At 71.2% G+C, this 19933-nt stretch carries 20 protein-coding genes; 15 read left to right on the top strand and 5 right to left on the bottom strand.

Annotated elements, in window-relative coordinates; all coding sequences use genetic code 11:
- Positions 1-28 precede the first annotated feature (28 nt).
- The gene (locus tag K4B79_RS24555; RefSeq protein WP_232029057.1) at positions 29-1432 is read left to right on the top strand and encodes a HEAT repeat domain-containing protein; all 1404 of its coding nucleotides are present in this window, start codon (positions 29-31) and stop codon (positions 1430-1432) included.
- Between the two features lie 29 nt (positions 1433-1461).
- On the opposite strand, the gene K4B79_RS24560 is transcribed toward K4B79_RS24555, so the two are convergent.
- Complete coding sequence (locus K4B79_RS24560; protein ID WP_232029058.1) at positions 1462-2196, bottom strand: class I SAM-dependent DNA methyltransferase; 735 nt, start codon at positions 2194-2196, stop codon at positions 1462-1464.
- Between the two features lie 305 nt (positions 2197-2501).
- Here K4B79_RS24560 and K4B79_RS24565 point away from each other — a divergent pair, with 305 nt between their 5' ends.
- Positions 2502-3389, top strand: a complete 888-nt coding sequence (locus K4B79_RS24565) for a S1 family peptidase (protein ID WP_232029059.1) — start codon at positions 2502-2504, stop codon at positions 3387-3389.
- 115 nt (positions 3390-3504) lie between these two features.
- Here K4B79_RS24565 and K4B79_RS24570 read toward each other — a convergent pair whose 3' ends face one another.
- Entirely contained in the window at positions 3505-3882 is a 378-nt protein-coding gene (locus K4B79_RS24570; protein WP_232029060.1) for a MerR family transcriptional regulator, read from the bottom strand.
- Positions 3883-3961: 79 nt separating this feature from the next.
- Here K4B79_RS24570 and K4B79_RS24575 point away from each other — a divergent pair, with 79 nt between their 5' ends.
- A complete protein-coding gene (locus tag K4B79_RS24575; protein WP_232029061.1) occupies positions 3962-4690 on the top strand; it encodes an SDR family oxidoreductase in 729 nt (242 codons plus the stop codon).
- 196 nt (positions 4691-4886) lie between these two features.
- Here the strand turns inward: K4B79_RS24575 and K4B79_RS24580 are convergent, their stop codons facing one another.
- Both K4B79_RS24580 and K4B79_RS24585 read right to left on the bottom strand, forming a co-directional pair.
- Complete coding sequence (locus tag K4B79_RS24580; RefSeq protein ID WP_232029062.1) at positions 4887-5084, bottom strand: DUF397 domain-containing protein; 198 nt, start codon at positions 5082-5084, stop codon at positions 4887-4889.
- Positions 5085-5087: 3 nt separating this feature from the next.
- On the bottom strand, positions 5088-5942 hold the full coding sequence (locus K4B79_RS24585) for a helix-turn-helix domain-containing protein (protein WP_232029063.1): 855 nt from the start codon (positions 5940-5942) through the stop codon (positions 5088-5090).
- Between the two features lie 224 nt (positions 5943-6166).
- Between K4B79_RS24585 and K4B79_RS24590 the strand changes: the two genes are divergently transcribed.
- From K4B79_RS24590 to K4B79_RS24645, 12 genes are all read left to right on the top strand, one after another.
- On the top strand, positions 6167-6592 hold the full coding sequence (locus tag K4B79_RS24590; RefSeq protein WP_232029064.1) for an ATP-binding protein: 426 nt from the start codon (positions 6167-6169) through the stop codon (positions 6590-6592).
- A gap of 193 nt (positions 6593-6785) precedes the next feature.
- Positions 6786-7139 (top strand): hypothetical protein, encoded by a 354-nt coding sequence (locus tag K4B79_RS24595; RefSeq protein WP_232029065.1) that lies wholly within the window; start codon positions 6786-6788, stop codon positions 7137-7139.
- A 298-nt stretch (positions 7140-7437) separates the two neighbouring features.
- Positions 7438-8379, top strand: a complete 942-nt coding sequence (locus K4B79_RS24600; protein ID WP_232029066.1) for a hypothetical protein — start codon at positions 7438-7440, stop codon at positions 8377-8379.
- 25 nt (positions 8380-8404) lie between these two features.
- Complete coding sequence (locus tag K4B79_RS24605; RefSeq protein WP_232029067.1) at positions 8405-8878, top strand: peptidase inhibitor family I36 protein; 474 nt, start codon at positions 8405-8407, stop codon at positions 8876-8878.
- Positions 8879-9054: 176 nt separating this feature from the next.
- Positions 9055-9849 carry a TIGR03084 family metal-binding protein gene (locus K4B79_RS24610; protein WP_232029068.1) on the top strand — a complete coding sequence of 265 codons (795 nt, stop codon included), beginning with the start codon at positions 9055-9057 and terminating at the stop codon, positions 9847-9849.
- Positions 9846-11573: an acyclic terpene utilization AtuA family protein gene (locus K4B79_RS24615; protein ID WP_308280492.1), complete on the top strand. Its 1728-nt coding sequence runs from the start codon at positions 9846-9848 to the stop codon at positions 11571-11573. Before K4B79_RS24610 ends, K4B79_RS24615 begins: the two co-directional genes overlap by 4 nt.
- Complete coding sequence (locus K4B79_RS24620; protein WP_269463893.1) at positions 11528-13168, top strand: acyl-CoA carboxylase subunit beta; 1641 nt, start codon at positions 11528-11530, stop codon at positions 13166-13168. Before K4B79_RS24615 ends, K4B79_RS24620 begins: the two co-directional genes overlap by 46 nt.
- Positions 13169-13179: 11 nt before the next feature.
- Positions 13180-15051, top strand: coding sequence for an acetyl/propionyl/methylcrotonyl-CoA carboxylase subunit alpha (locus K4B79_RS24625; RefSeq protein ID WP_232029070.1), 1872 nt, complete (start codon positions 13180-13182; stop codon positions 15049-15051).
- A 42-nt stretch (positions 15052-15093) separates the two neighbouring features.
- Positions 15094-16230 carry an acyl-CoA dehydrogenase family protein gene (locus tag K4B79_RS24630; RefSeq protein ID WP_232029071.1) on the top strand — a complete coding sequence of 379 codons (1137 nt, stop codon included), beginning with the start codon at positions 15094-15096 and terminating at the stop codon, positions 16228-16230.
- Positions 16231-16263: 33 nt separating this feature from the next.
- A complete protein-coding gene (locus K4B79_RS24635) occupies positions 16264-17832 on the top strand; it encodes a 4-coumarate--CoA ligase family protein (protein ID WP_232029072.1) in 1569 nt (522 codons plus the stop codon).
- Positions 17829-18575 (top strand): enoyl-CoA hydratase family protein, encoded by a 747-nt coding sequence (locus tag K4B79_RS24640; protein ID WP_232029073.1) that lies wholly within the window; start codon positions 17829-17831, stop codon positions 18573-18575. The genes K4B79_RS24635 and K4B79_RS24640 overlap by 4 nt, the downstream gene beginning before the upstream one ends.
- Positions 18563-19177 (top strand): TetR/AcrR family transcriptional regulator, encoded by a 615-nt coding sequence (locus K4B79_RS24645; RefSeq protein WP_232029074.1) that lies wholly within the window; start codon positions 18563-18565, stop codon positions 19175-19177. The genes K4B79_RS24640 and K4B79_RS24645 overlap by 13 nt, the downstream gene beginning before the upstream one ends.
- Before the next feature lie 30 nt (positions 19178-19207).
- Here K4B79_RS24645 and pdxH read toward each other — a convergent pair whose 3' ends face one another.
- Positions 19208-19837, bottom strand: coding sequence for a pyridoxamine 5'-phosphate oxidase (gene pdxH / locus K4B79_RS24650; protein ID WP_269463929.1), 630 nt, complete (start codon positions 19835-19837; stop codon positions 19208-19210).
- Positions 19838-19933 lie beyond the last annotated feature (96 nt).

The following is a 19933-nucleotide window of genomic DNA, read 5'->3' on the forward strand; positions in this document are numbered from 1 at the left end:
GTCAGTGCCCCCGGCTATGGTCCCCGCCATGGACAAGGCGGCGCTGATCGACAGTCTCTCCGGCTCCTGGGAGGACACCCGGGCGGCCCGTGACTCGCTGGTGGCGCGGGGGACGGCCGTAGTGGCTGTCGTGCTGGACGTGCTCTGTGACGAGGGGGCGCCCGTCGAGTGGACGGTGTCGGCGGATGTGCTGTGCCGGATCGGGGAACCGGCCCTCCTGCCGCTGGTGGAGGCCGTCGGGTCGACGCGGGCGGCGGAGTCGTCCGAGGTGGCGCGGCGGATCGCCTGGACGACGGCGCGGCTGGAGGTGGCCGACCCCGGCGTCTACGTCCCGCTGCTGAAGCACCCGCACGCCCGCGTCCGCGCCCTCGCGCTCTCCGTCCTCCGGCACCAGGACGAGGCGGCGCCAGGGCGATTCGCCGACCCGGCGGTGCCGTTGCTCGGGGATCCGGACCCCGAGGTGCGGCGGCGGGCGGTGCTGCTGTTCGAAACGGTGGGAGCGGAGGCCGTACCCCGACTGCGGCGCATACGGCGGCAGTCCGCGCCCGCGTCCCCGCCCGCGCCGGGGGTCCGGGCCGGCGCCCTGGAGGCCCTCGCGGCCGTCGGGGGACCGGCCGCGCTCGACCACCGGGACCGGGCGGCCTGGCGCCGCCTGACCAGGATCAAGCGGCAGACCGAGATCCCGGAGGGCATGCACCTGTGCGGATCCTGGTACGCCGTCCCGAGCGCCGACCAGGACGCCGTGCTGGAAGTCTTCGACCTGGTCGCCCCCGAGCCGGTCACCCTCCGGACGGGCGCGGCGGCCTGGAACCAGGACCGTCACGCATGGCATCGCACCCGCACGCACTACAAGTGCGCGCGTGTCTTCGTCAGCCCGGTCCTGGACGGCTGGACCCTGGTCTTCGGCGACTCCTCCGAGAGCACCCACCGCGTCCTCGACGCCGACAACCCGGAGCGGGTGTTGGGGTCCGTCGTCCGGGGGCGCTGCGCCGAGCTCGGGCGCCGGTTCGGGGCGGCGCAGTGGTACGGGATGAGCTGCGGGGACGAGTGGACGGCGTGGTGCGTCGCGGAGGGCGGGGAAGTGGTGCGGTACTACGACGCGTTCGAGGCGGCGGAGGGCGAGAACACCGAGGTGGGTCCCCCGCACCCGGCCGAGGCCGGCCACCTCCTCCCACATCAGGGAGACGGTCTCCCCGACGACGCCTTCGACGGCGTCGACCTCAGGGACTTCGACGCGTTCACCGCCCGGCACCGCCAGGTGAAGGAGGAACTCGGCATCCCCGACACCTGCTACGCCACCGTCGTCGCGTCGCGGCTCTCCGTGAACCCCGGCGCCCTCGGCCCGCACACCCACGTCACCGGTACCGGCGTCCTGGCCCTCACCACCTGCGGCCGCGAACACGGCCACCCGGCGGGAGCACTGCCGTGCTGACCACGCCGTACTGACAACGCCACGCCCCCTCAGACCTTCTCCCACACAGACACATGCTGCTCGCTCTCCCCGGTGAACGGCTCCCGCCCCCACCCGCCCAACCGCTCCCGCAGCCGCATCCCCGCGAGCCGGGCCATCAGGTCGAGTTCGGCGGGCCAGACGTAGCGGAAAGGAATGGTCCAGTAGGAGCCCCGTCCGTCCACGACCTCGACGTAGTTGGAACTCATCGCCTGGGTGGCCACGTCGTACAGGTCGAACGACCACTTCGTCGTACTCGTGTGGAACGGCACCGCGTTCTGCCCGGGCGGCAGTTTCCGCAGCTGCGGAACCATGACCTCGACGACGAACGTCCCGCCGGGCTCAAGATGTTCGGCCGCATTCCGGAAGCAGGCGACCTGTTCGTCCTGGCTGGTCAGATTCATGATCGTGTTGAAGACGAGATACGCGACCGAGAAGGACCCGTCCACCTTCGTCGTGGCGAAGTCCCCGATGGCGACGGCCACCTTGTCCCCGCCGGGCTTGGCCCGCAGCCGTTCCACCATGGCGCGTGACAGATCGATCCCGTGCACCTCGACCCCGCGCCCGGCGAGCGGCAGCGCGATCCGCCCGGTCCCGACTCCCAGCTCCAACGCCCGCCCGTCACCGGCCAGTTCGGCCAGCAGGTCGACCGCCGGTCCCACCACGTCCGCGCCGAACATCCCGGCCGACGACTCGTCGTACCCGGCCGCGATCGACTCTCCGAAGTACCCGTCCGTATCGTCCACGGGCCGACCGTACTGCGGCCCCCGGCCGGGACGTCAATTTATTTTGGCCAGTAATCCTACTGGACGGTAATTACCATCTCCGGCTTCGGCCGGGGCTGTCCGGATACTTTCACCGGCTCTTCACCGCCCTTGAAATAAGCGGGAGTTGGGCTGATGCAAGGATGATGGCTCTGGCAGCGGACGAGTTCGGTGGGTCAACACCCCTCCGTGAGTAGGGACTTCACTCCGGGGGTTTTGTCTGCCGCCATGTCGTACCCACGGCGTTTCTGCCGGGTACGGCTGTTTCGGAGAATGGAGAACCCCCCATGCGTTTCAGTTCGGTTCGCAGACCAGCGGTCCGGAAAACCCTCTCAGGCGTCGTCGCGACCGGCGCCGCCCTCGGCCTCGCCCTCGCGTCCGTCTCGACGGCACACGCCGACACCTCGCCGGACAAGAGCCGCCCGAGCCCCCGCATCATCGGCGGCACCGAGCAGGCGGACGGCGCCCACCCCTACATGACCGCACTGCTGTACAAGGGCGCGGAGAGCCCGTACGACCGGCAGTTCTGCGGCGGCAGCCTGCTCGAACGGGACGTCGTGATGACGGCCGCACACTGCGTCGAGGACACCAAGCCCGAGGACATCGAGACGGCCGTCGGCCGGACCGTGCTGTCCCGGACGGACCAGGGCCAGCTGCGCAACGTGACCGACATCGTCGTCCACCCCCGCTACACCGCCGGGCAGTTCGCCTACGACGTCGCCTTCCTGACGCTGGACAAGCCCGTCAGGGACATCGCGCCGGTCCATCTGCCGACCGCCGGCACGGACGCGCTGCTCCGCCCCGGAGCCCTGGCCACCGTCATCGGCTGGGGCAACACCGACACCGAGATCACGTCCTACCCCGACCGCTTGCGGGCGGTGGACGTCCCGATCCTGTCGCACGTCGAGTGCAGCGCGACCTACCCGGAGTACGACAGGGAGGTCAACGTCTGCGCCGGAGTGGAGGGCAAGGACTCCTGCCAGGGTGACAGCGGCGGCCCCATGGTCCGCAAGATACAGGGCCGCGTCTACCAGATAGGCATCACGTCCTACGGCTGGGGCTGCGCCGAACAGGGTGCCCCGGGCGTGTACACGTACCCCGGCTCCGACGAGCTGTGGAACACACTCGACGAGTCCGCCAAGGGCAAGAAGATCAAGCAGCGCCTAGGCCGCTGAGCCGCCGCCCCCGCGGAACACCGGTTCCGCGGGGGTACGCCACGGCACACCGTGCGCCGGGGCCGACCGCCGACCGCAAACCGCCGAACGTCATGAGCCGTCCGGCCGGCCGCGCCTACGGGTGCGTGTCGGTGATCGCGATGACCCCGTCGAGCTGGTCCAGGGTGGCCTGGAGGTCGTCGAGCTTGGCCTGGATGCGCTCGCGCTCGGCTCGCAGCATGGCTCGCTGCCCGGCGTCGGTGTGCCCGGCGTCCCAGCACGGAAGGAGTTCCGCGATCCTTCGGCTGGTCAGGCCGGCGGCGAACATCTGCTGGAAGAAGCGGACCAGGGGGACGGCATCCTGTCGGTACAGGCGCTGGCCGGACGGGCTGCGCTCCGCGACGAGCAGCCCCTGCTGCTCGTAGTAGCGCACGGCACGCACCGAGACCCCGGCACCCCGCGCCACTTCGCCGATGCGGATCAGCGGCTCGGCCGCGGCCTCTGTGACGGACATGGCGATTCCCCTCCCCCCGGCCCTGACGACCGACCAGCACTTGCCTCTGACGTAGGCGTCAGGTTTTAGCGTACCGGCCATGGACATCAACAACTCCGTCGCCCTTGTCACCGGAGCCAACCGTGGCCTGGGCCGCGCCTTCGCCCAGCGCCTGCTCGAACGGGGAGCCCGAAAGGTCTACGCGACGGCCCGCCGACCGGAGGCCGTGGACCTGCCCGGGGTCGAGGTGCTGCCCCTCGACATCGCCGATCCCGCATCCGTGAGGGCCGCCGCCGAGGCCGCCCCGGACGTCTCGCTGCTCGTCAACAACGCGGGAATCAGCACGGGGACCGACCTGGTGACCGGTTCGCTGGACGCGGTGCGGCACGAGCTGGAGACCAACATGTTCGGCCACCTGGGAATGATCCGGGAGTTCGCGCCGACGCTCGCCAGGAACGGCGGGGGCGCGATCGTCAACGTCCTCTCCGCCATGTCGTGGTTCGGCGGCAGGGGCGCCAACGCCTACCACCTGACCAAGGCCGCCGCCTGGGCCATGACCAACGGCGTCCGCCTGGAACTCGCCGAGCAGGGCACGCTCGTCACAGCGGTACACCTCGGCCTGGCCGACACCGACATGGCGGCGGGCTGGCCCGTGGCCAAGATCGCCCCGCCGGACCTGGCCGACGCGGCCCTCGACGGCGTCGAGGCGGGTTCCGCCGAGGTCCTCGCCGACCAGTGGAGCCGGGACATCAAGTCCCGTCTACCGCTGACGCCGGAGGAGTTCAACGCCGCGATGGACCGCGCCCTGGCGGCGCTGATGGCGGCCTGAGGGGCGCCGGGGTTCGAATCCTGGCGTGAGCCGTGAAAGAGCGGGACGCAGCCTCACTGCCTCCCGCTCTTCCTCATGGCTCTCCCGGAGAGCAGGCCCGGCGGCGCGATCCGCGAGGGCCGACCCCTGAGGAAGCCGAGGAACTGGCTGGGTTCAAGCGTGGCCGGCATGCCCCGCATCTCGCCGGTGTCGGGCTTCACAGTTCCTCGGTCGGCTGCTTCAGGGCGTCTACGAAGGTGACGAAGGCCGCGGTGGGAAAGGTGAGGGTGGCTTTGGTGGGGGCCTTGGAGTCGCGGATGGCTGTGTGGGGGTGGCGGTGGGCGATCTCCACGCAGGCGTCACCCTGGCCGCCTCCGGAGTACGAGGACTTCTGCCAGGTGTCGGGGGTCGTCATGACTCACAGCTCCTTCGCCAGGTGGTGGATGAAGTCACGCGAACGTTCGGGGTCGAGTGACGCCGTTTCTACCCTACGGAAGAGCGTTCGGTAGCGGCTGAGTTGGGCTTCGGCGTCGACGAACACAGGGCCGTTGGGCCCGTCGCGTACCACGGTGTCCAGCTTGGGCGTGGGGCCACCGGCGTACACCATGGCGCTTCCCGCTCCGGCGAAGCCGTCCAGGTCGAAGGGGATGACGCGCACGGTGATGTGGTCGGCTTCGGAGAGCTTCAGAACGCGGGCGAGCTGAGCTTGTGACGCGGCGCGGTCGCCGACCCTGATGCGCAGCGCGGCCTCGTGGATCAGGGTCTCGTACGGGATCGGGGCAGGGCGCTCGATGATGACCCGCCGTTTCATCCGGTGTTCCACCCAGAGGTCCACGTCGCTCTCCGGGAACTCCGGGTTCACGTAGGAGAAGAGGGCACGAGCGTAATCCTCGGTCTGCAGAAGGCCCGGGATGTGGAGGAAGTCGACGTCCCAGCGGTATCTGGCGTGGTACTCCAGCTCGGACAAGTCCAGGAACGGCGTCGGCAGACGCTCCCGGTACTCCTCCCACCAGCCGCGCGTCCGGTCGGTCGCCATGGCCACGAGGGCGGCGATCAGCTCCTCGTCGGAGCAGGCGTAGTTGGCGGCAAGTCTGCGCAGCCGCTTCTCGCTCACGCCGGTGAGGGCGGATTCGATCTGGTTGATCTGTGCGGAGCTCACCCCGAGCAGCGCCGCCGCCTCGCGGCCCGTGAGGCCTGCTGCGTCGCGCAGTCTGCGCAGTTCGGCGCCCAGGCGCATCTGGCGTGCTGTCGGTTCGCGCCTCAACCCGGCCATGCACCGCTCCTCGGTTCAACGCGCCTGTGAGCGCGACTCGTTCGGGGACAGATTACGCGAGCTGCTTGCTGGACCTATAAATCAATGTCTACTGTGGGTGATGCGACGCACACCCTGCGGAACCCCGGGACCCCGGAAGCGCACCGCCCCGCCCTGCCATGACGGCCGCGACACTGCCACCGCCCGCCGACCGCAACCCCCCACCACCCGACCGGAGTTGCCGCATGCCCGAAACCGGACGCGAACCCGAACCGTGGGAGTACGTCCTCCACCTCCCGAACGACCCCCGAGCCGTCACGATCAGTCGCCGCACCCTCCGTCTGATCCTGACCATGCACGGCCTGATCACCCTCGCCGACCTCGCGGAGCTGCTCGCGGCGGAGCTGGTCTCCAACGCCGTACGCCATACGAAGGGCCCCGCAGCCCTACGTGTGCGCTGGTCGGCCGGCGTGCTGCGCATCGGCGCGTGGGATGCCAGCCCCGAGCCGCCGGAACCCCCACGGTCCTGGGATCAGCCGGCAGGGGTCGAGGCCGAGGACGGCCGAGGGCTCGCCCTCGTCCGGGCCTGCGCCGACGTCTGGGGCTGGCAGCCGCACACCAGGAACGGCAGCCGGGGCAAGTACGTGTGGTGCGAGCTCGCTGCGGCCTGAGGTGCGCCGAATGGGTGCTCTCGGCGCCACCGGCCCACTTCCTGCCCGACACCAGCGAGCAGAACGTACGCAACGCCCCCGGTCTCTGACTCCCCTCGCGTGATGCCCGCACCCTCCGCACCCCCCCGCACCCCCCGTCCCACCCTCTGAGCCTCCTCAAGTCGCTTGGCGACCCAGGACCACGACAGCCACGATGATCCGCATGCCGGGAATCACGGGAATCATGGGACGCAACAAGAAGCAGGACGTCGTGCTGGTCATCCGGGACGCGGACATGGTCGCCGCGGCCCTGACACAGGCGCTGGCGGAGGCCGCGCCCGAGGAGCGTCCGGGCCTGGAGCGCGCCGCGGCGCTCGTGGAGTCCACCGCGGCCGCCACCGACGACCAGCTGCGGGCCCGCTGGGTGCGGTCCCGGCTGGCCGCGGTCGGCTTCACCGGGGACGTCTCGTCGGTCGCGGCCGTGAAGGCGCTGCGCGAGGCCGAGCCGCGGTTGAGTCTGCTGGCGGCGGTGCAGTTGCAGAGGGAGGCGGTGGCCCATCCGGAGTGATCCCCGGCGGCTTTCGGGGCGTTGACGACTCTCACCGACTGCCGGACCTCACAACTCCTCGGCCGGTTGCTTCAGGGCCGCCCTCTACGTAGGGGGCGAAGGCCGCGGTGAGTGATTCCTGCGCAGTCGTCGTCCGAGGTCACGCGATTGCTCCGGGGCGACGCCCCGACCCCTCCGCCCCGCTGTGCCCTAGTGCTGCGGCCCCGGCCCGCGGTCCTGACACATGTCAGGACCGCGGGCGAGCCGGTCCTCCTACGGTTCGAGGTGTCGCAGCGTAGTCGGGGGAAGAGGGATGAACATGGCCGGACGCACCGGGCCCGGTCCAGGGCGCGGCAAGGCCGTGGCCGCACTGCTGTTCTGTCTGGCAGTCCCGGCGTTGTCGGCCTGCACGGCCGCAGCACCACCCCCTTCTCCCAGGGGCACCGGCCCCGAGCCGACCGCCGCCGCCCGCGCACTCACGCCCGCGGAACGGGAGATCCTGGCCAAGGCCGAGGCGCTCCTGACGCGGGACTGCATGGAGGAGCGGGGATTCTCCTACCACGTCACCGAGGACCTGCCGGACGGGGTGGACCGCCTCTTCCCGTACGTCGTCGACGACGAGGGCTGGGCCGCCGAGCACGGCTACGGCAGCGACATCCAGCGGAAACGGGACTCCCTCGCCGCGAAGGACCCGAACCAGCTCTACTTCCGGAGCCTCTCCGCGGAGCGCAGGGAAGCCGCGGTGGACGCGCTGAACGGACCGGAGCCGAAGGGGCTGGAAGCGCGGATTCCCGGCATGGGCACGGTCCGGCACAGCGATCAGGGGTGCGAGTCCGAGGCGCAACGGTCCCTCTACTCGGACCTGCGCAAGTGGTACAGCGCGTGGAAGGTGACGGACGCTCTCGAGCGGTCCATCCCGCCCGCGGTCGCACGGAACGAGCGCTTCACGACGGCGGTCTCACGGTGGTCGGCCTGCATGCGCGCCAAGGGCCACTCCTACAGCTCCCCCCTGGAGGCGCGTCAGCGGTTCGTGCGTCCGGCGGGCGCGACCGGATCCGGGGAGTCCCGCGCCACCGAGATCGCGACCGCGAGGGCGGAGGCCCGGTGCGCGAGCACCTCGGGTCTCGCCAGGACGGCCCGCACGCTCGAGCGCACTGAACGGGCGAGGACCGAGTCCGACCATTCCACCGATTTCATCAACAGGAAGACGCTGGAGTCCGGGGCGCTGAACCGCGCCCGGGACATCGTCAAGACCGGCTGACTCCCCATCTGAGAGGTATGAGGAAATGAAGCGACTCACTCTGCTCGCCACCGGTGCCGCGATGCTCTTCGCGACAGTCGGCCCGGCGGTCGCCGCGCAGGCCGCGGACGGACCGGCCGCCGCGCCGCGCGCCGCCGCCGCGGAGGACGGCAGACTGCACGCGTGGGTGGACCCCAACCAGCGGGGCGCCCACTGTTCCTGGTCGGGCAACAAGCGTGACTGGGACTACGGCGACGACGGTGTGACGGGCAACTGCGAGCCGATGCGGAACCGCGCCTCGTCGCTGGAGAACCGCGGGTTCGGCGGCGGCTACGACGATGTCGACCTCTACTACAACCAGGACCAGAGCGGGGTGTACGCCTGCCTCGGCCACGGTGACGCGTGGTACGACCTTACGGGCGGCGACTACATCTTCAACTTCGGCCTGCCGTGGTGGTCGGGGAAGAACGAGTCGGTCAACGACAACATCTCCTCGCACTCCTGGACCGACAGCTGCTGACCGACAGCTGCTGACCGACAGCCGCTGAGCGGCAGCCGCTGACCGGCTGAGGCCAACCGGCAGCCGCTGACCGGCCGAGGTCGACCGTGCCGGGGGGCGAGAGCCCGGCACGGTCCCACCATTAAATCAATGCAAGCACGCTTGCTTGTTTTCGGGTCCGCTGCCATGCTCCTCCCATGGCCGACCCCACCCCCGTCATCACCGACCTCTGTGCGGAGAGCGACGAACTCGACCTGCTCGTCGCCGAGTTGAGTGCCGAGCAGTGGGCGCTCGCGACCCCCGCCCCCGGCTGGACCGTCGCCCACCAGATCGCTCACCTGGCCTGGACCGACCACTCCTCCCTGCTGGCCGTGACCGACCCGAAGGCCTTCGCGCGGGAGGTGGAGAAGGCGCTCGCCGCGCCCGGGGACTTCGTGGACGAGGGGGCGGAGGAGGGGGCCGCGAAGCCGCCCGGCCGGCTGCTCGCCTACTGGCGTGCCGGACGGGAGGACCTCGCCGAGGCCCTGCGCGCCGCACCTTCCACCGCCCGTTTCCCCTGGTACGGCCCGCCCATGTCCACCGCCTCCATGGCGACCGCCCGTCTCATGGAGACCTGGGCCCACGGCCTGGACGTGGCCGACGCGCTCGGTGTCACCCGCCCGCCAAGCGACCGCATCCGGCACATCGTCCGGCTCGGCGTCCGCACCCGCGACTTCTCCTTCGGCGTGCACGGGACGACTCCGCCGTTCGAGGAGTTCCGCGTCGAACTCACCTCTCCCTCTGGAGAGGCGTGGGCATACGGCCCCGAAGACGCCTCCCAACGCGTCACCGGCCCCGCCCTCGACTTCTGCCTCCTGGTCACCCAGCGCGCCCACCGCGACGACCTCGCCCTCGACGCCACCGGCCCCGACGCCGACCGCTGGCTCGACATCGCGCAGGCCTTCGCGGGCCCGCCCGGCTCCGGACGCCCGCCCAAGAAGGGCATCCGGTGACCCTCCGCATCGGCAACGCCTCCGGCTTCTACGGCGACCGCTTCGACGCCATGCGCGAGATGCTCACCGGCGGCGAACTCGACGTCCTCACCGGCGACTACCTCGCCGAACTCACCATGCTGATCCTGGGCCGCGACCGTCTCAAGGACCCCGGCGCCGGATACGCCCGCACCTTCCTGCGCCAGGTGGAGGAGTGCCTCGGCCTCGCCCACGAGCGCGGCGTCAGGATCGTCACCAACGCGGGTGGCCTCAACCCCGCCGGACTCGCCTCCCGCATAAGGGAGTTGGCGGACCGTCTCGGCCTTCCGGGGCTTCGCGTCGCCCACGTCGAGGGCGACGACCTCACCACCCGCCACCCCGGCAACCTCGCCGCCCACGCCTACCTCGGCGGCTTCGGCATCGCGGCCTGCCTCCAAGAGGGCGCCGACATCGTCGTCACGGGGCGGGTGACGGACGCGGCGCTGGTCACCGGGCCCGCCGCCGCCCACTTCGGCTGGGGCCCGGAGGACTACGACCGGCTCGCCGGGGCCGTCGTCGCCGGGCACGTCCTGGAATGCGGGGCGCAGGCCACCGGCGGCAACTACGCCCACTTCCAGGAGGGCGACGTACGCCGGCCCGGCTTCCCCCTCGCCGAGATCCACGAGGACGGCACCTCCGTCATCACCAAGCACCCCGGCACCGGCGGCTTCGTCGACATCGGCACGGTGACCGCCCAGCTCCTCTACGAGACCGCCGGCGCCCGCTACCCCGGCCCCGACGTCACCGCCCGCCTCGACACGATCCGGCTCACCCAGGACGGGCCCGACCGGGTCCGGATCGACGGCGTACGCGGCGAGGCCCCGCCCCCGACCCTCAAGGTCGGCCTCAACCGCCTCGGCGGCTTCCGCAACGAGGTCACCTTCGTCCTGACGGGCCTCGACATCGAGGCGAAGGCCCGGCTGGTCCAAGAACAGATGGCCGATGCGATGGCCAAGTTCCGCCCCGCACAAGCGACTTGGGACCTCGTCCGCGCCGACCGCCCCGACGCCCCCACCGAGGAGACCGCCAGCGCCCTGCTCCGTCTCGTCGTACGGGACCCCGACCAGGAGGTCGTCGGACGCGCCCTCAGCGGAGCCGTCGTGGAACTGGCCCTCGCCAGCTACCCCGGCTTCCATGTGTTGGCCCCACCGGGGAAGGGCACGCCCTATGGGGTCTTCGAGGATGTGTACGTCCCCCACAGCGCCGTCGACCATGTGGCCGTCCTCCACGACGGACACCGGCTCCCTGTGCCCCCGGCCCACGACACCCTCGTACTCGAAGACGTGCCGCAGCCACCGCTGCCCAAGCCGCTGCCCAAGCCGCTCCCCGAGCCTCTGCCCGATCCGCCGCCCGAGCCGCTCCACGTCACCGAACCCACCCGCCGGGCCCCCCTCGGCCTCATCGCCGGAGCCCGCAGCGGTGACAAGGGCGGGAACGCCAACATCGGCGTCTGGGTCCGGACCGACGAGGCCTGGCGATGGCTGGCCCACACCCTCACCGTCGACCGCCTGCGCGAACTCCTCCCGGAGACGGCCGAGTTGCCGGTCACCCGGCATCCGCTGCCCAACCTGCGCGCCCTCAACTTCGTCGTCGAGGGCATCCTCGGCGAGGGCGTCGCCGCCCAGCACCGGTTCGACCCGCAGGCCAAGGCGCTGGGCGAATGGCTGCGCTCCCGCCACCTGGACATCCCGGAGGCCCTCCTGTGACGGTCATCGCCAGCACACTCGACACCACCGGCCCCGACCACCGGGCCAACCGCGAGGCCATGCTCGCCAAGCTGGACGACCTGGACGCCGAGCACGCGAAAGCCCTCGCGGGCGGCGGCGAGAAGTACATCGAACGGCACCGCAAGCGCGGCAAGCTCCTCGCCCGCGAGCGCATCGAACTGCTCCTCGACCCCGACACCCCCTTCCTGGAGCTGTCCCCGCTGGCCGCCTGGGGGAGCGACTACACCGTCGGCGCGTCCCTGGTCACCGGTATCGGAGTGGTCGAGGGCGTCGAGTGCCTGATCACCGCCAACGACCCGACCGTGCGCGGCGGTGCCAGCAACCCCTGGTCCCTGAAGAAGGCCCTCCGCGCGAACGACATCGCGCTCGCCAACCGGCTCCCCTGCATCAGCCTGGTCGAGTCCGGCGGCGCCGACCTGCCCTCCCAGAAGGAGATCTTCATCCCCGGGGGCGCCATCTTCCGCGACCTCACCCGGCTCTCCGCCGCCGGCATCCCGACCGTCGCGGTCGTCTTCGGCAACTCCACGGCCGGCGGGGCCTACATCCCCGGCATGTCCGACCACGTGATCATGGTCAAGGAGCGCGCCAAGGTCTTCCTCGGCGGCCCGCCCCTGGTCAAGATGGCCACCGGCGAGGAGAGCGACGACGAGTCCCTCGGCGGCGCCGAGATGCACGCGCGCGTGTCGGGTCTCGCGGACTACATGGCCGTAGACGAGAAGGACGCCCTTCGACAGGCCCGCCGCGTCGTCGCCCGCCTCAACCACCGCAAGGCGTACGGCGATCCGGGCCCCGCCGAGCCGCCGAAGTACGACGCCGACGAACTCCTCGGCATCGTCCCCGGCGACCTGCGCACGCCCTTCGACCCGCGCGAGGTGATCGCGAGAATCGTCGACGCCTCGGACTTCGACGAGTTCAAGCCGCTGTACGGGGCGAGTCTGACGACAGGCTGGGCGACCCTCCACGGCTACCCCGTCGGCATCCTGGCCAACGCCCAAGGAGTCCTGTTCTCCGAGGAGTCCCAGAAGGCCGCCCAGTTCATCCAGCTCGCCAACCAGCGCGACGTCCCGCTCCTGTTCCTGCACAACACCACCGGCTACATGGTCGGCAAGGAGTACGAACAGGGCGGCATCATCAAGCACGGCGCGATGATGATCAACGCCGTCAGCAACAGCCGGGTGCCCCACCTCTCCGTCCTCATGGGCGCCTCCTACGGCGCCGGCCACTACGGCATGTGCGGCCGCGCCTACGACCCCCGCTTCCTCTTCGCCTGGCCCAGCGCCAAGTCCGCCGTCATGGGCCCGCAGCAGCTCGCGGGCGTGCTGTCGATCGTCGCCCGCCAGTCGGCGGCGGCCAAGGGACAGCCGTACGACGAAGAGGGGGACGCGGCCCTGCGGGCCATGGTGGAGCAGCAGATCGAGTCCGAGTCGCTGCCGATGTTCCTGTCCGGACGGCTCTACGACGACGGCGTCATCGACCCGCGCGACACCCGAACCGTCCTCGGCCTGTGCCTGTCCGCCATCCACACCGCGCCCTACGAAGGCGCGCGCGGCGGCTTCGGCGTCTTCCGGATGTGAGGGACCCTTCCGTGATCACTTCTCTGCTCGTCGCCAACCGGGGCGAGATCGCCTGCCGTATCTTCCGCACCTGCCGCGCGTCGGCGATCCGCACGGTCGCCGTGCACTCCGACGCCGACGAGAACGCCCTCCACACCCGCACCGCCGACGTGTCGGTACGACTGCCGGGCACCGCCCCCGCCGACACCTACCTCCGCGCCGACCTGATCGTGAAGGCCGCCCTCACCGCCGGCGCGGATGCCGTGCACCCCGGCTACGGCTTCCTCTCCGAGAACGCCGACTTCGCCCGCGCCGTCCTCGACGCCGGCCTGACCTGGATCGGCCCGCCCCCCGAGGCGATCGAGGCGATGGCGTCCAAGACCCGCGCCAAGGACCTGATGGCCGCCGCCGGAGTCCCCCTCCTCACCCCCCTCGACCCGGACACGGTCACCGACTCCGACCTCCCGGTCCTGGTGAAGGCCGCCGCGGGCGGTGGCGGACGGGGAATGCGAGTGGTACGTCAACTCATCTCGCTGAAGGAGGAGTTGAGGGCCGCCTCGATCGAGGCGGAGAGCGCCTTCGGCGACGGCACGGTGTTCGTCGAGCCGTACGTCGAACACGGCCGCCACGTCGAGGTGCAGGTCCTCGCCGACACCCACGGCACCGTCTGGACCCTCGGCACCCGCGACTGCTCCCTCCAACGCCGCCACCAGAAGGTCGTAGAAGAGGCCCCCGCCCCCGGCCTGAGCACCGACACCGAACAGCGCCTGCGCTCGGCCGCCTCCACCGCGGCCCGCACGATCGGCTACGTCGGCGCCGGCACCGTCGAGTTCCTCGTCTCCGGCGACCGCGTCCACTTCCTGGAGATGAACACCCGCCTCCAGGTCGAGCACCCCGTCACGGAAGCCGTGTTCGGCCTCGACCTGGTCGCCCTCCAACTCGACATCGCCGACGGCACCGCCCTCGACGGCAACCCGCCGACCCCCTCCGGCCACGCCGTCGAGGTCCGCCTCTACGCCGAGGATCCCGCCCAGGACTGGGCCCCGCAGACCGGCACCCTGCACCGCCTCGCCGTCCCCGAGGGCGTCCGCCTGGACACCGGCTTCACCGACGGCGACGACATCGGCGTCCACTACGACCCCCTGCTCGCCAAACTCGTCGCCCACGCCCCCACCCGCGCCGCCGCCGTCCGCCGCCTCGCCGACGCCCTGGAACGCGCGACGATCCACGGCCCCACCACCAACCGCGATCTCCTCGTCCGCTCCCTGCGGCACGAGGAGTTCACCGACGCCCGCATGGACACCGGCTTCTACGCCCGCCACCTCCCGGACCTCACCACCCCCATCACCGACCCGTACGCCCCCCTCGCCGCCGCCCTCTCCGACGCCCACGGCCGCTCCCGCTTCGGCGGCGGCTGGCGCAACGTGCCGTCCCAGCCACAGGTGAAGCGATACGTCATGGCGGGCGAGGAGACCGAGGTCCGCTACCGCCACACCCGCCGGGGCCCGGAGGCGGACGGGGCGCGCGTCATACACGCCGACGCGCGTCTCGTCGTACTCGAAGTGGACGGCCTACAACACCGCTTCGACATCACCCGCTACGACGACGACCTCCTCTACGTCAACAACACCCCCCTCAGGGCCGTGCCCCGCTTCCCCGACCCGACGACCCAGCTGGCCCCGGGCTCCCTGGTGGCTCCCATGCCGGGCACGGTGGCGAGGGTCGCGGAGGGCCTCTCGGTCGGCTCCGCCGTAGAAGCGGGCCAACCTCTCCTCTGGCTGGAGGCGATGAAGATGGAACACAAGATCACCGCTCCGGTCACAGGAACGCTGAGTGCCTTGGGTGTCGTACCCGGCCAACAGGTAACGGTCGGCTCGTTGCTAGCGGTGGTGGAGGCACCTTAGGGGCGCGGGGAACTGCGCGACCAGCCACGACGAAGGAGCCACATGACCACGATCGAACCCGAAGAGCACAAGGCACTCCGCACCGCCGTAGCAACCCTCGGCAAAAACCACGGCCGCACCTACGACCGAGCAACCCTCTGGTCCGAGGCCGCCAAACTCGGCTACCTAGGCGTCAACCTTCCGGAGGAACACGGCGGAGGAGGCGGCGGAATCACCGAACTCTCCATAGTCCTGGAAGAGTTGGGAGCCGCAGGCTGCCCCCTACTGATGATGATCGTGTCGCCCGCCATCTGCGGCACAGTAATCACCCGCTTCGGCACAGACACCCAAAAACAAACCTGGCTCCCCAGCCTCGCCGACGGCACCCGCACCATGGCCTTCGGCATCACCGAACCCGACGCCGGCTCCAACAGCCACCGCATCTCCACCACGGCCCGCCGCGACCAGGACACCGGGGACTGGATCCTCACCGGCCGCAAGGTCTTCGTCTCGGGCGTGGACATAGCCGACGCCACCCTCATAGTCGGCCGCACAGAAGACTCCCGCACAGGCCGCCTCAAGCCCTGCCTCTTCATCGTCCCCCGGGACGCCCCCGGCTTCGAGCGCCGCCAGATCGACATGGAACTCCACGCCGTGGAGAAGCAGTTCGAGCTGACCCTCGACGACGTACGGCTCCCCCCGGACGCGCTCGTCGGCGACGAGGACGCCGGCCTCCTCCAGCTCTTCGCCGGCCTCAACCCCGAACGCATCATGACCGCCGCCTTCGCCATCGGCATGGGCCGCTACGCCCTCGCGCAGGCCGTCGCCTACGCCCGCGACCGCACCGTGTGGGACGCCCCCATCGGCGCCCACCAGGCCATCGCCCACCCCCTCGCCCAGGCGCACATCGACCTCGAACTCGCCCGCCTGATGATGCAGAAGGCCGCCCACCTGTACGACGCGGGCGACGACGTGGGCGCGGGGGAGGCCGCCAACATGGCGAAGTACGCGGCGGGGGAGGCCTGCGTGAAGGCGGTCGACCAGGCCGTGCACACCCTCGGCGGGAACGGCCTGACCCGCGAGTTCGGCGTCGCCTCGCTGATCACGGCGTCGCGCGTCGCTCGTATCGCACCGGTGAGCCGGGAGATGATTCTCAACTACGTCTCCCACCAGACCCTGGGCCTGCCCAAGTCGTACTGACCCGGCGCCGAGCCGGTCGCGCGAGGAGGAACCATGTTCCGCAGCGAGTACGCGGATGTCCTACCCGTAGAACTCCCCATCCACGAAGCGGTGTTCGGCCGCGCCGCCGAGTTCGGGGCGGCACCCGCCCTGATCGACGGCACCGACGGCACCACCCTGACGTACGAACAACTCGACCGCTTCCACCGCCGCGTGGCCGCCGCGCTCGCCGAGGCGGGCGTCCGCAAGGGCGACGTCCTCGCCCTGCACAGCCCCAACACCATCGCCTTCCCCACCGCCTTCTACGCGGCCACCCGCGCGGGCGCCTCCGTCACGACCGTGCACCCGCTCTGCACGGCGGAGGAGTTCGCCAAGCAGCTCAGCGACTCCGCCGCCCGCTGGATCATCACCGTCTCGCCCCTGCTGGAGACGGCACGCAGGGCCGCCGAACTCGCGGGCGGCGTCCAGGAGATCTTGGTCTGCGACAGCGCGCCCGGACACCGCTCCCTCATCGACATGCTCGCCTCGACCGCCCCCGAGCCGGTCATCGACATCGACCCGGCCGAGGACGTCGCCGCCCTGCCGTACTCCTCGGGCACCACCGGCACCCCCAAGGGCGTGATGCTCACCCACCGGCAGATCGCCACCAACCTGGCCCAGCTCCAGCCGGTCATGCCCGCCGGCCCCGGCGACCGCATCCTCGCCGTCCTGCCGTTCTTCCACATCTACGGCCTGACCGCCCTCATGAACGTGCCCCTGCGGCTGGGCGCCACCGTCGTCGTCCTGCCCCGCTTCGACCTGGGGACCTTCCTCGCCGCCATCCAGAACCACCGCATCACCGGCCTCTACGTCGCCCCGCCGATCGTCCTCGCCCTCGCCAAGCACCCCCTGGTCGCCGAGTACGACCTCTCCTCCCTCGAGTACGTCATCAGCGCCGCCGCCCCCCTCGACGCGAACCTCGCGGCCGCCTGCTCCCGGCGCCTCGGCCTGCCGCCCGTCGGCCAGGCGTACGGCATGACCGAACTCTCCCCGGGCACCCACGTCGTCCCCCGGGACGCCATGCGCGAGGCACCCCCCGGAACCGTCGGCAAGCTCATCGGCGGCACCGAGATGCGGATCGTCTCCCTCGACGACCCCGGCAAGGACCTCGGCACCGGCGAGTCCGGCGAGATCCTCATCCGCGGCCCCCAGGTCATGAAGGGCTACCTCGGCCGCCCCGACGACACCGCCGCGATGATCGACCCCGACGGCTGGCTGCACACCGGGGACGTCGGCCACGTCGACGCGAACGGCTGGCTGTTCGTCGTCGACCGCGTCAAGGAGCTCATCAAGTTCAAGGGCTTCCAGGTCGCCCCCGCCGAACTCGAAGCCCTCCTCCTCACCCACCCCGGCATCGCCGACGCCGCCGTCATCGGCACCTACAACGACGACGGCAACGAGATCCCCCACGCCCACGTCGTCCGCCGGCCCACCGCCCCCGACCTCACCGAGAGCGAGGTCATGATGTACGTCGCCGAACGCGTCGCCCCCTACAAACGCGTCCGCCGCGTCACCTTCATCGACGGCGTCCCACGTGCCGCCTCCGGCAAGATCCTGCGCCGCCGGCTGAGGGAGCGAGCGTGACGGCACCCCTGGTCCACGCCACGCACGAACGCGGCATCACCACCCTCACCCTGGACTCACCGGACAACCGCAACGCCCTGTCCGCCGCCCTCCTGCACGACCTGTCGGACGCGCTGAAGCGGTGCGCCAAGGACAACGACGTACGCGCCGTCGTCCTCACCCACACCGGCACCACCTTCAGCGCGGGCGCCGACCTGCGCGACCCACCCAGACCCAAGGCACTCCTCGCCCTGCTGCGGCAGATCATCAAGCTGCGCAAACCCGTCGTGGCCCGCGTCACCGGCCACGTACGGGCGGGCGGCCTCGGCCTGCTCGGCGCCTGCGACATCGCCGTCGCCTCCCGCACCGCCACCTTCGCCTTCACCGAAGTACGCATCGGAGTCGCCCCCGCCCTGATCTCGCTCCCCCTCACCTACCGCGTCGACCCCCGCGCCCTCGCCCGCTACTACCTCACCGGCGAGACCTTCGACGCCGCCGAAGCCGCCCGCATCGGCCTCCTCACCACGGCCGGCGACCGGACCGACGTGGACGAAGTCCTCGCCCCCGTCCTGGACGGCCTGCGCCGGGCCGCCCCCCGGGCCCTGGCCGAAACCAAACAACTCCTGACGACTAAGGTGCTGGAGGCCTTCGACGAGGACGCGGCACACCTCACCTCGGTCTCGTCCCGCCTCTTCGCCTCCGCCGAAGCCCGCGAGGGCATGACGGCCTTCCTCGAACGACGGGATCCGCCATGGGCACTGTGAGCACGGCCGGTGACCGTGTGGAACGTACTCCCAAACAGGACCGCAGCCGAGCCACCCGGCAACGCCTCCTGGAAGCCGCCGTCGCCTGCCTCGCCGAACACGGCTGGGCCGGCTCCACCGTCTCCGTCGTCGCCGAACGCGCCGGCGTCTCCCGCGGCGCCGCCCAGCACCACTTCCCCACCCGCGAGGACCTCTTCACCGCGGCCGTCGAATACGTCGCCGAGGAACGCTCCACAGCCCTGCGCGCCCTCTTCCCCCAGGGCGCGACCGGCGACCGCCGCGCGGTGATCGCCGCCCTCGTCGACCTCTACACCGGCCCCCTCTTCCGCGCCGCCCTCCACCTCTGGGTCGCCGCCTCCAACGAGGACCAGCTCCGCCCCCGCGTCACCGAACTCGAAGCCCACGTCGGCCGCGAGACCCACCGCATCGCCGTAGACCTCCTCGGCGCCGACGAATCCACCCCCGGCGTCCGCGAAACCGTCCAGGGCCTCCTCGACATGTCCCGCGGCCTCGGCCTCGCCAACCTCCTCACCGACGACACCACCCGCCGCGAACGCGTCGTGACCCAGTGGGCGGCACTCCTGGACGAGACGCTGGGGTGACGGCAGACCGGTGTGCCTACGGCGGCCGCGTCAGGGGCTGAGCCGCTCCACCCGCCAGCTCCCGTCCGCCTCCGCCACGTACCGGAGCCGGTCGTGCAGCCGGTTCTCGCGGCCCTGCCAGAACTCCACCGTCTGCGGGGCCACCCGGAAGCCGCCCCAGTGCGGGGGGACGGGGACCTGCTCGCCCTCCGGGTAGCGGGCGGCGAGTTCCGTGTAGGCGGCGTCGAGGGGGGCGCGGTCGGCGATCACCGAGGACTGGCCGCTGGCCCAGGCGCCGAGCTGGGAGCCGTGCGGGCGGGTGCGGAAGTAGGCGGCGGTCTCGTCGCGGCCGGTGCGGCGGGCGACGCCGGTGACGATGACCTGGCGGGCCATCGGGTGCCAGGGGAAGAGCAGGGAGACGTAGGGGTTCCCGGCGAGTTCGCGGGCCTTGCGGGAGCCGTAGTTGGTGTAGAAGACGAAGCCCTGCTCGTCGAAGTGCTTCAGCAGGACCGTGCGGGAGCTGGGGCGGCCCTCGGCGTCGGCGGTGGAGACGACCATGGCGTTGGGTTCGAAGAGGTGGCCTTCGGTGGCGGCCTGCTTGAACCAGCGCGCGAACTGCTCCACCGGGGTGGCGGCGAGGTCGGTCTCGGCAAGGCCCTCGGCGCGGTACTGCTTGCGCATGGAGGCGGGGTCGAGGGCGGCGTCTCGGTCGGTCACGCGGTCATCCTGCCGTATGGGAGGACGCCGCACGGGCCGGTGTACCGGATCACGTGGTGG

The sequence above is a fragment of the Streptomyces lincolnensis genome (assembly GCF_021173675.1).
GTDB lineage: Bacteria > Actinomycetota > Actinomycetes > Streptomycetales > Streptomycetaceae > Streptomyces > Streptomyces lincolnensis_B.

Coding starts and splice junctions, on each gene's coding strand:
- K4B79_RS24555 (WP_232029057.1), top strand. CDS start 29: ATGGACAAGGCGGCGCTGATCGACAGTCTCTCCGGCTCCTGGGAGGAC.
- K4B79_RS24565 (WP_232029059.1), top strand. CDS start 2,502: ATGCGTTTCAGTTCGGTTCGCAGACCAGCGGTCCGGAAAACCCTCTCA.
- K4B79_RS24570 (WP_232029060.1), bottom strand. CDS start 3,882: ATGTCCGTCACAGAGGCCGCGGCCGAGCCGCTGATCCGCATCGGCGAA.
- K4B79_RS24575 (WP_232029061.1), top strand. CDS start 3,962: ATGGACATCAACAACTCCGTCGCCCTTGTCACCGGAGCCAACCGTGGC.
- K4B79_RS24580 (WP_232029062.1), bottom strand. CDS start 5,084: ATGACGACCCCCGACACCTGGCAGAAGTCCTCGTACTCCGGAGGCGGC.
- K4B79_RS24585 (WP_232029063.1), bottom strand. CDS start 5,942: ATGGCCGGGTTGAGGCGCGAACCGACAGCACGCCAGATGCGCCTGGGC.
- K4B79_RS24590 (WP_232029064.1), top strand. CDS start 6,167: ATGCCCGAAACCGGACGCGAACCCGAACCGTGGGAGTACGTCCTCCAC.
- K4B79_RS24595 (WP_232029065.1), top strand. CDS start 6,786: ATGATCCGCATGCCGGGAATCACGGGAATCATGGGACGCAACAAGAAG.
- K4B79_RS24600 (WP_232029066.1), top strand. CDS start 7,438: ATGGCCGGACGCACCGGGCCCGGTCCAGGGCGCGGCAAGGCCGTGGCC.
- K4B79_RS24605 (WP_232029067.1), top strand. CDS start 8,405: ATGAAGCGACTCACTCTGCTCGCCACCGGTGCCGCGATGCTCTTCGCG.
- K4B79_RS24610 (WP_232029068.1), top strand. CDS start 9,055: ATGGCCGACCCCACCCCCGTCATCACCGACCTCTGTGCGGAGAGCGAC.
- K4B79_RS24620 (WP_269463893.1), top strand. CDS start 11,528: ATGGCTGCGCTCCCGCCACCTGGACATCCCGGAGGCCCTCCTGTGACG.
- K4B79_RS24630 (WP_232029071.1), top strand. CDS start 15,094: ATGACCACGATCGAACCCGAAGAGCACAAGGCACTCCGCACCGCCGTA.
- K4B79_RS24635 (WP_232029072.1), top strand. CDS start 16,264: ATGTTCCGCAGCGAGTACGCGGATGTCCTACCCGTAGAACTCCCCATC.
- K4B79_RS24645 (WP_232029074.1), top strand. CDS start 18,563: ATGGGCACTGTGAGCACGGCCGGTGACCGTGTGGAACGTACTCCCAAA.
- pdxH (WP_269463929.1), bottom strand. CDS start 19,837: ATGCGCAAGCAGTACCGCGCCGAGGGCCTTGCCGAGACCGACCTCGCC.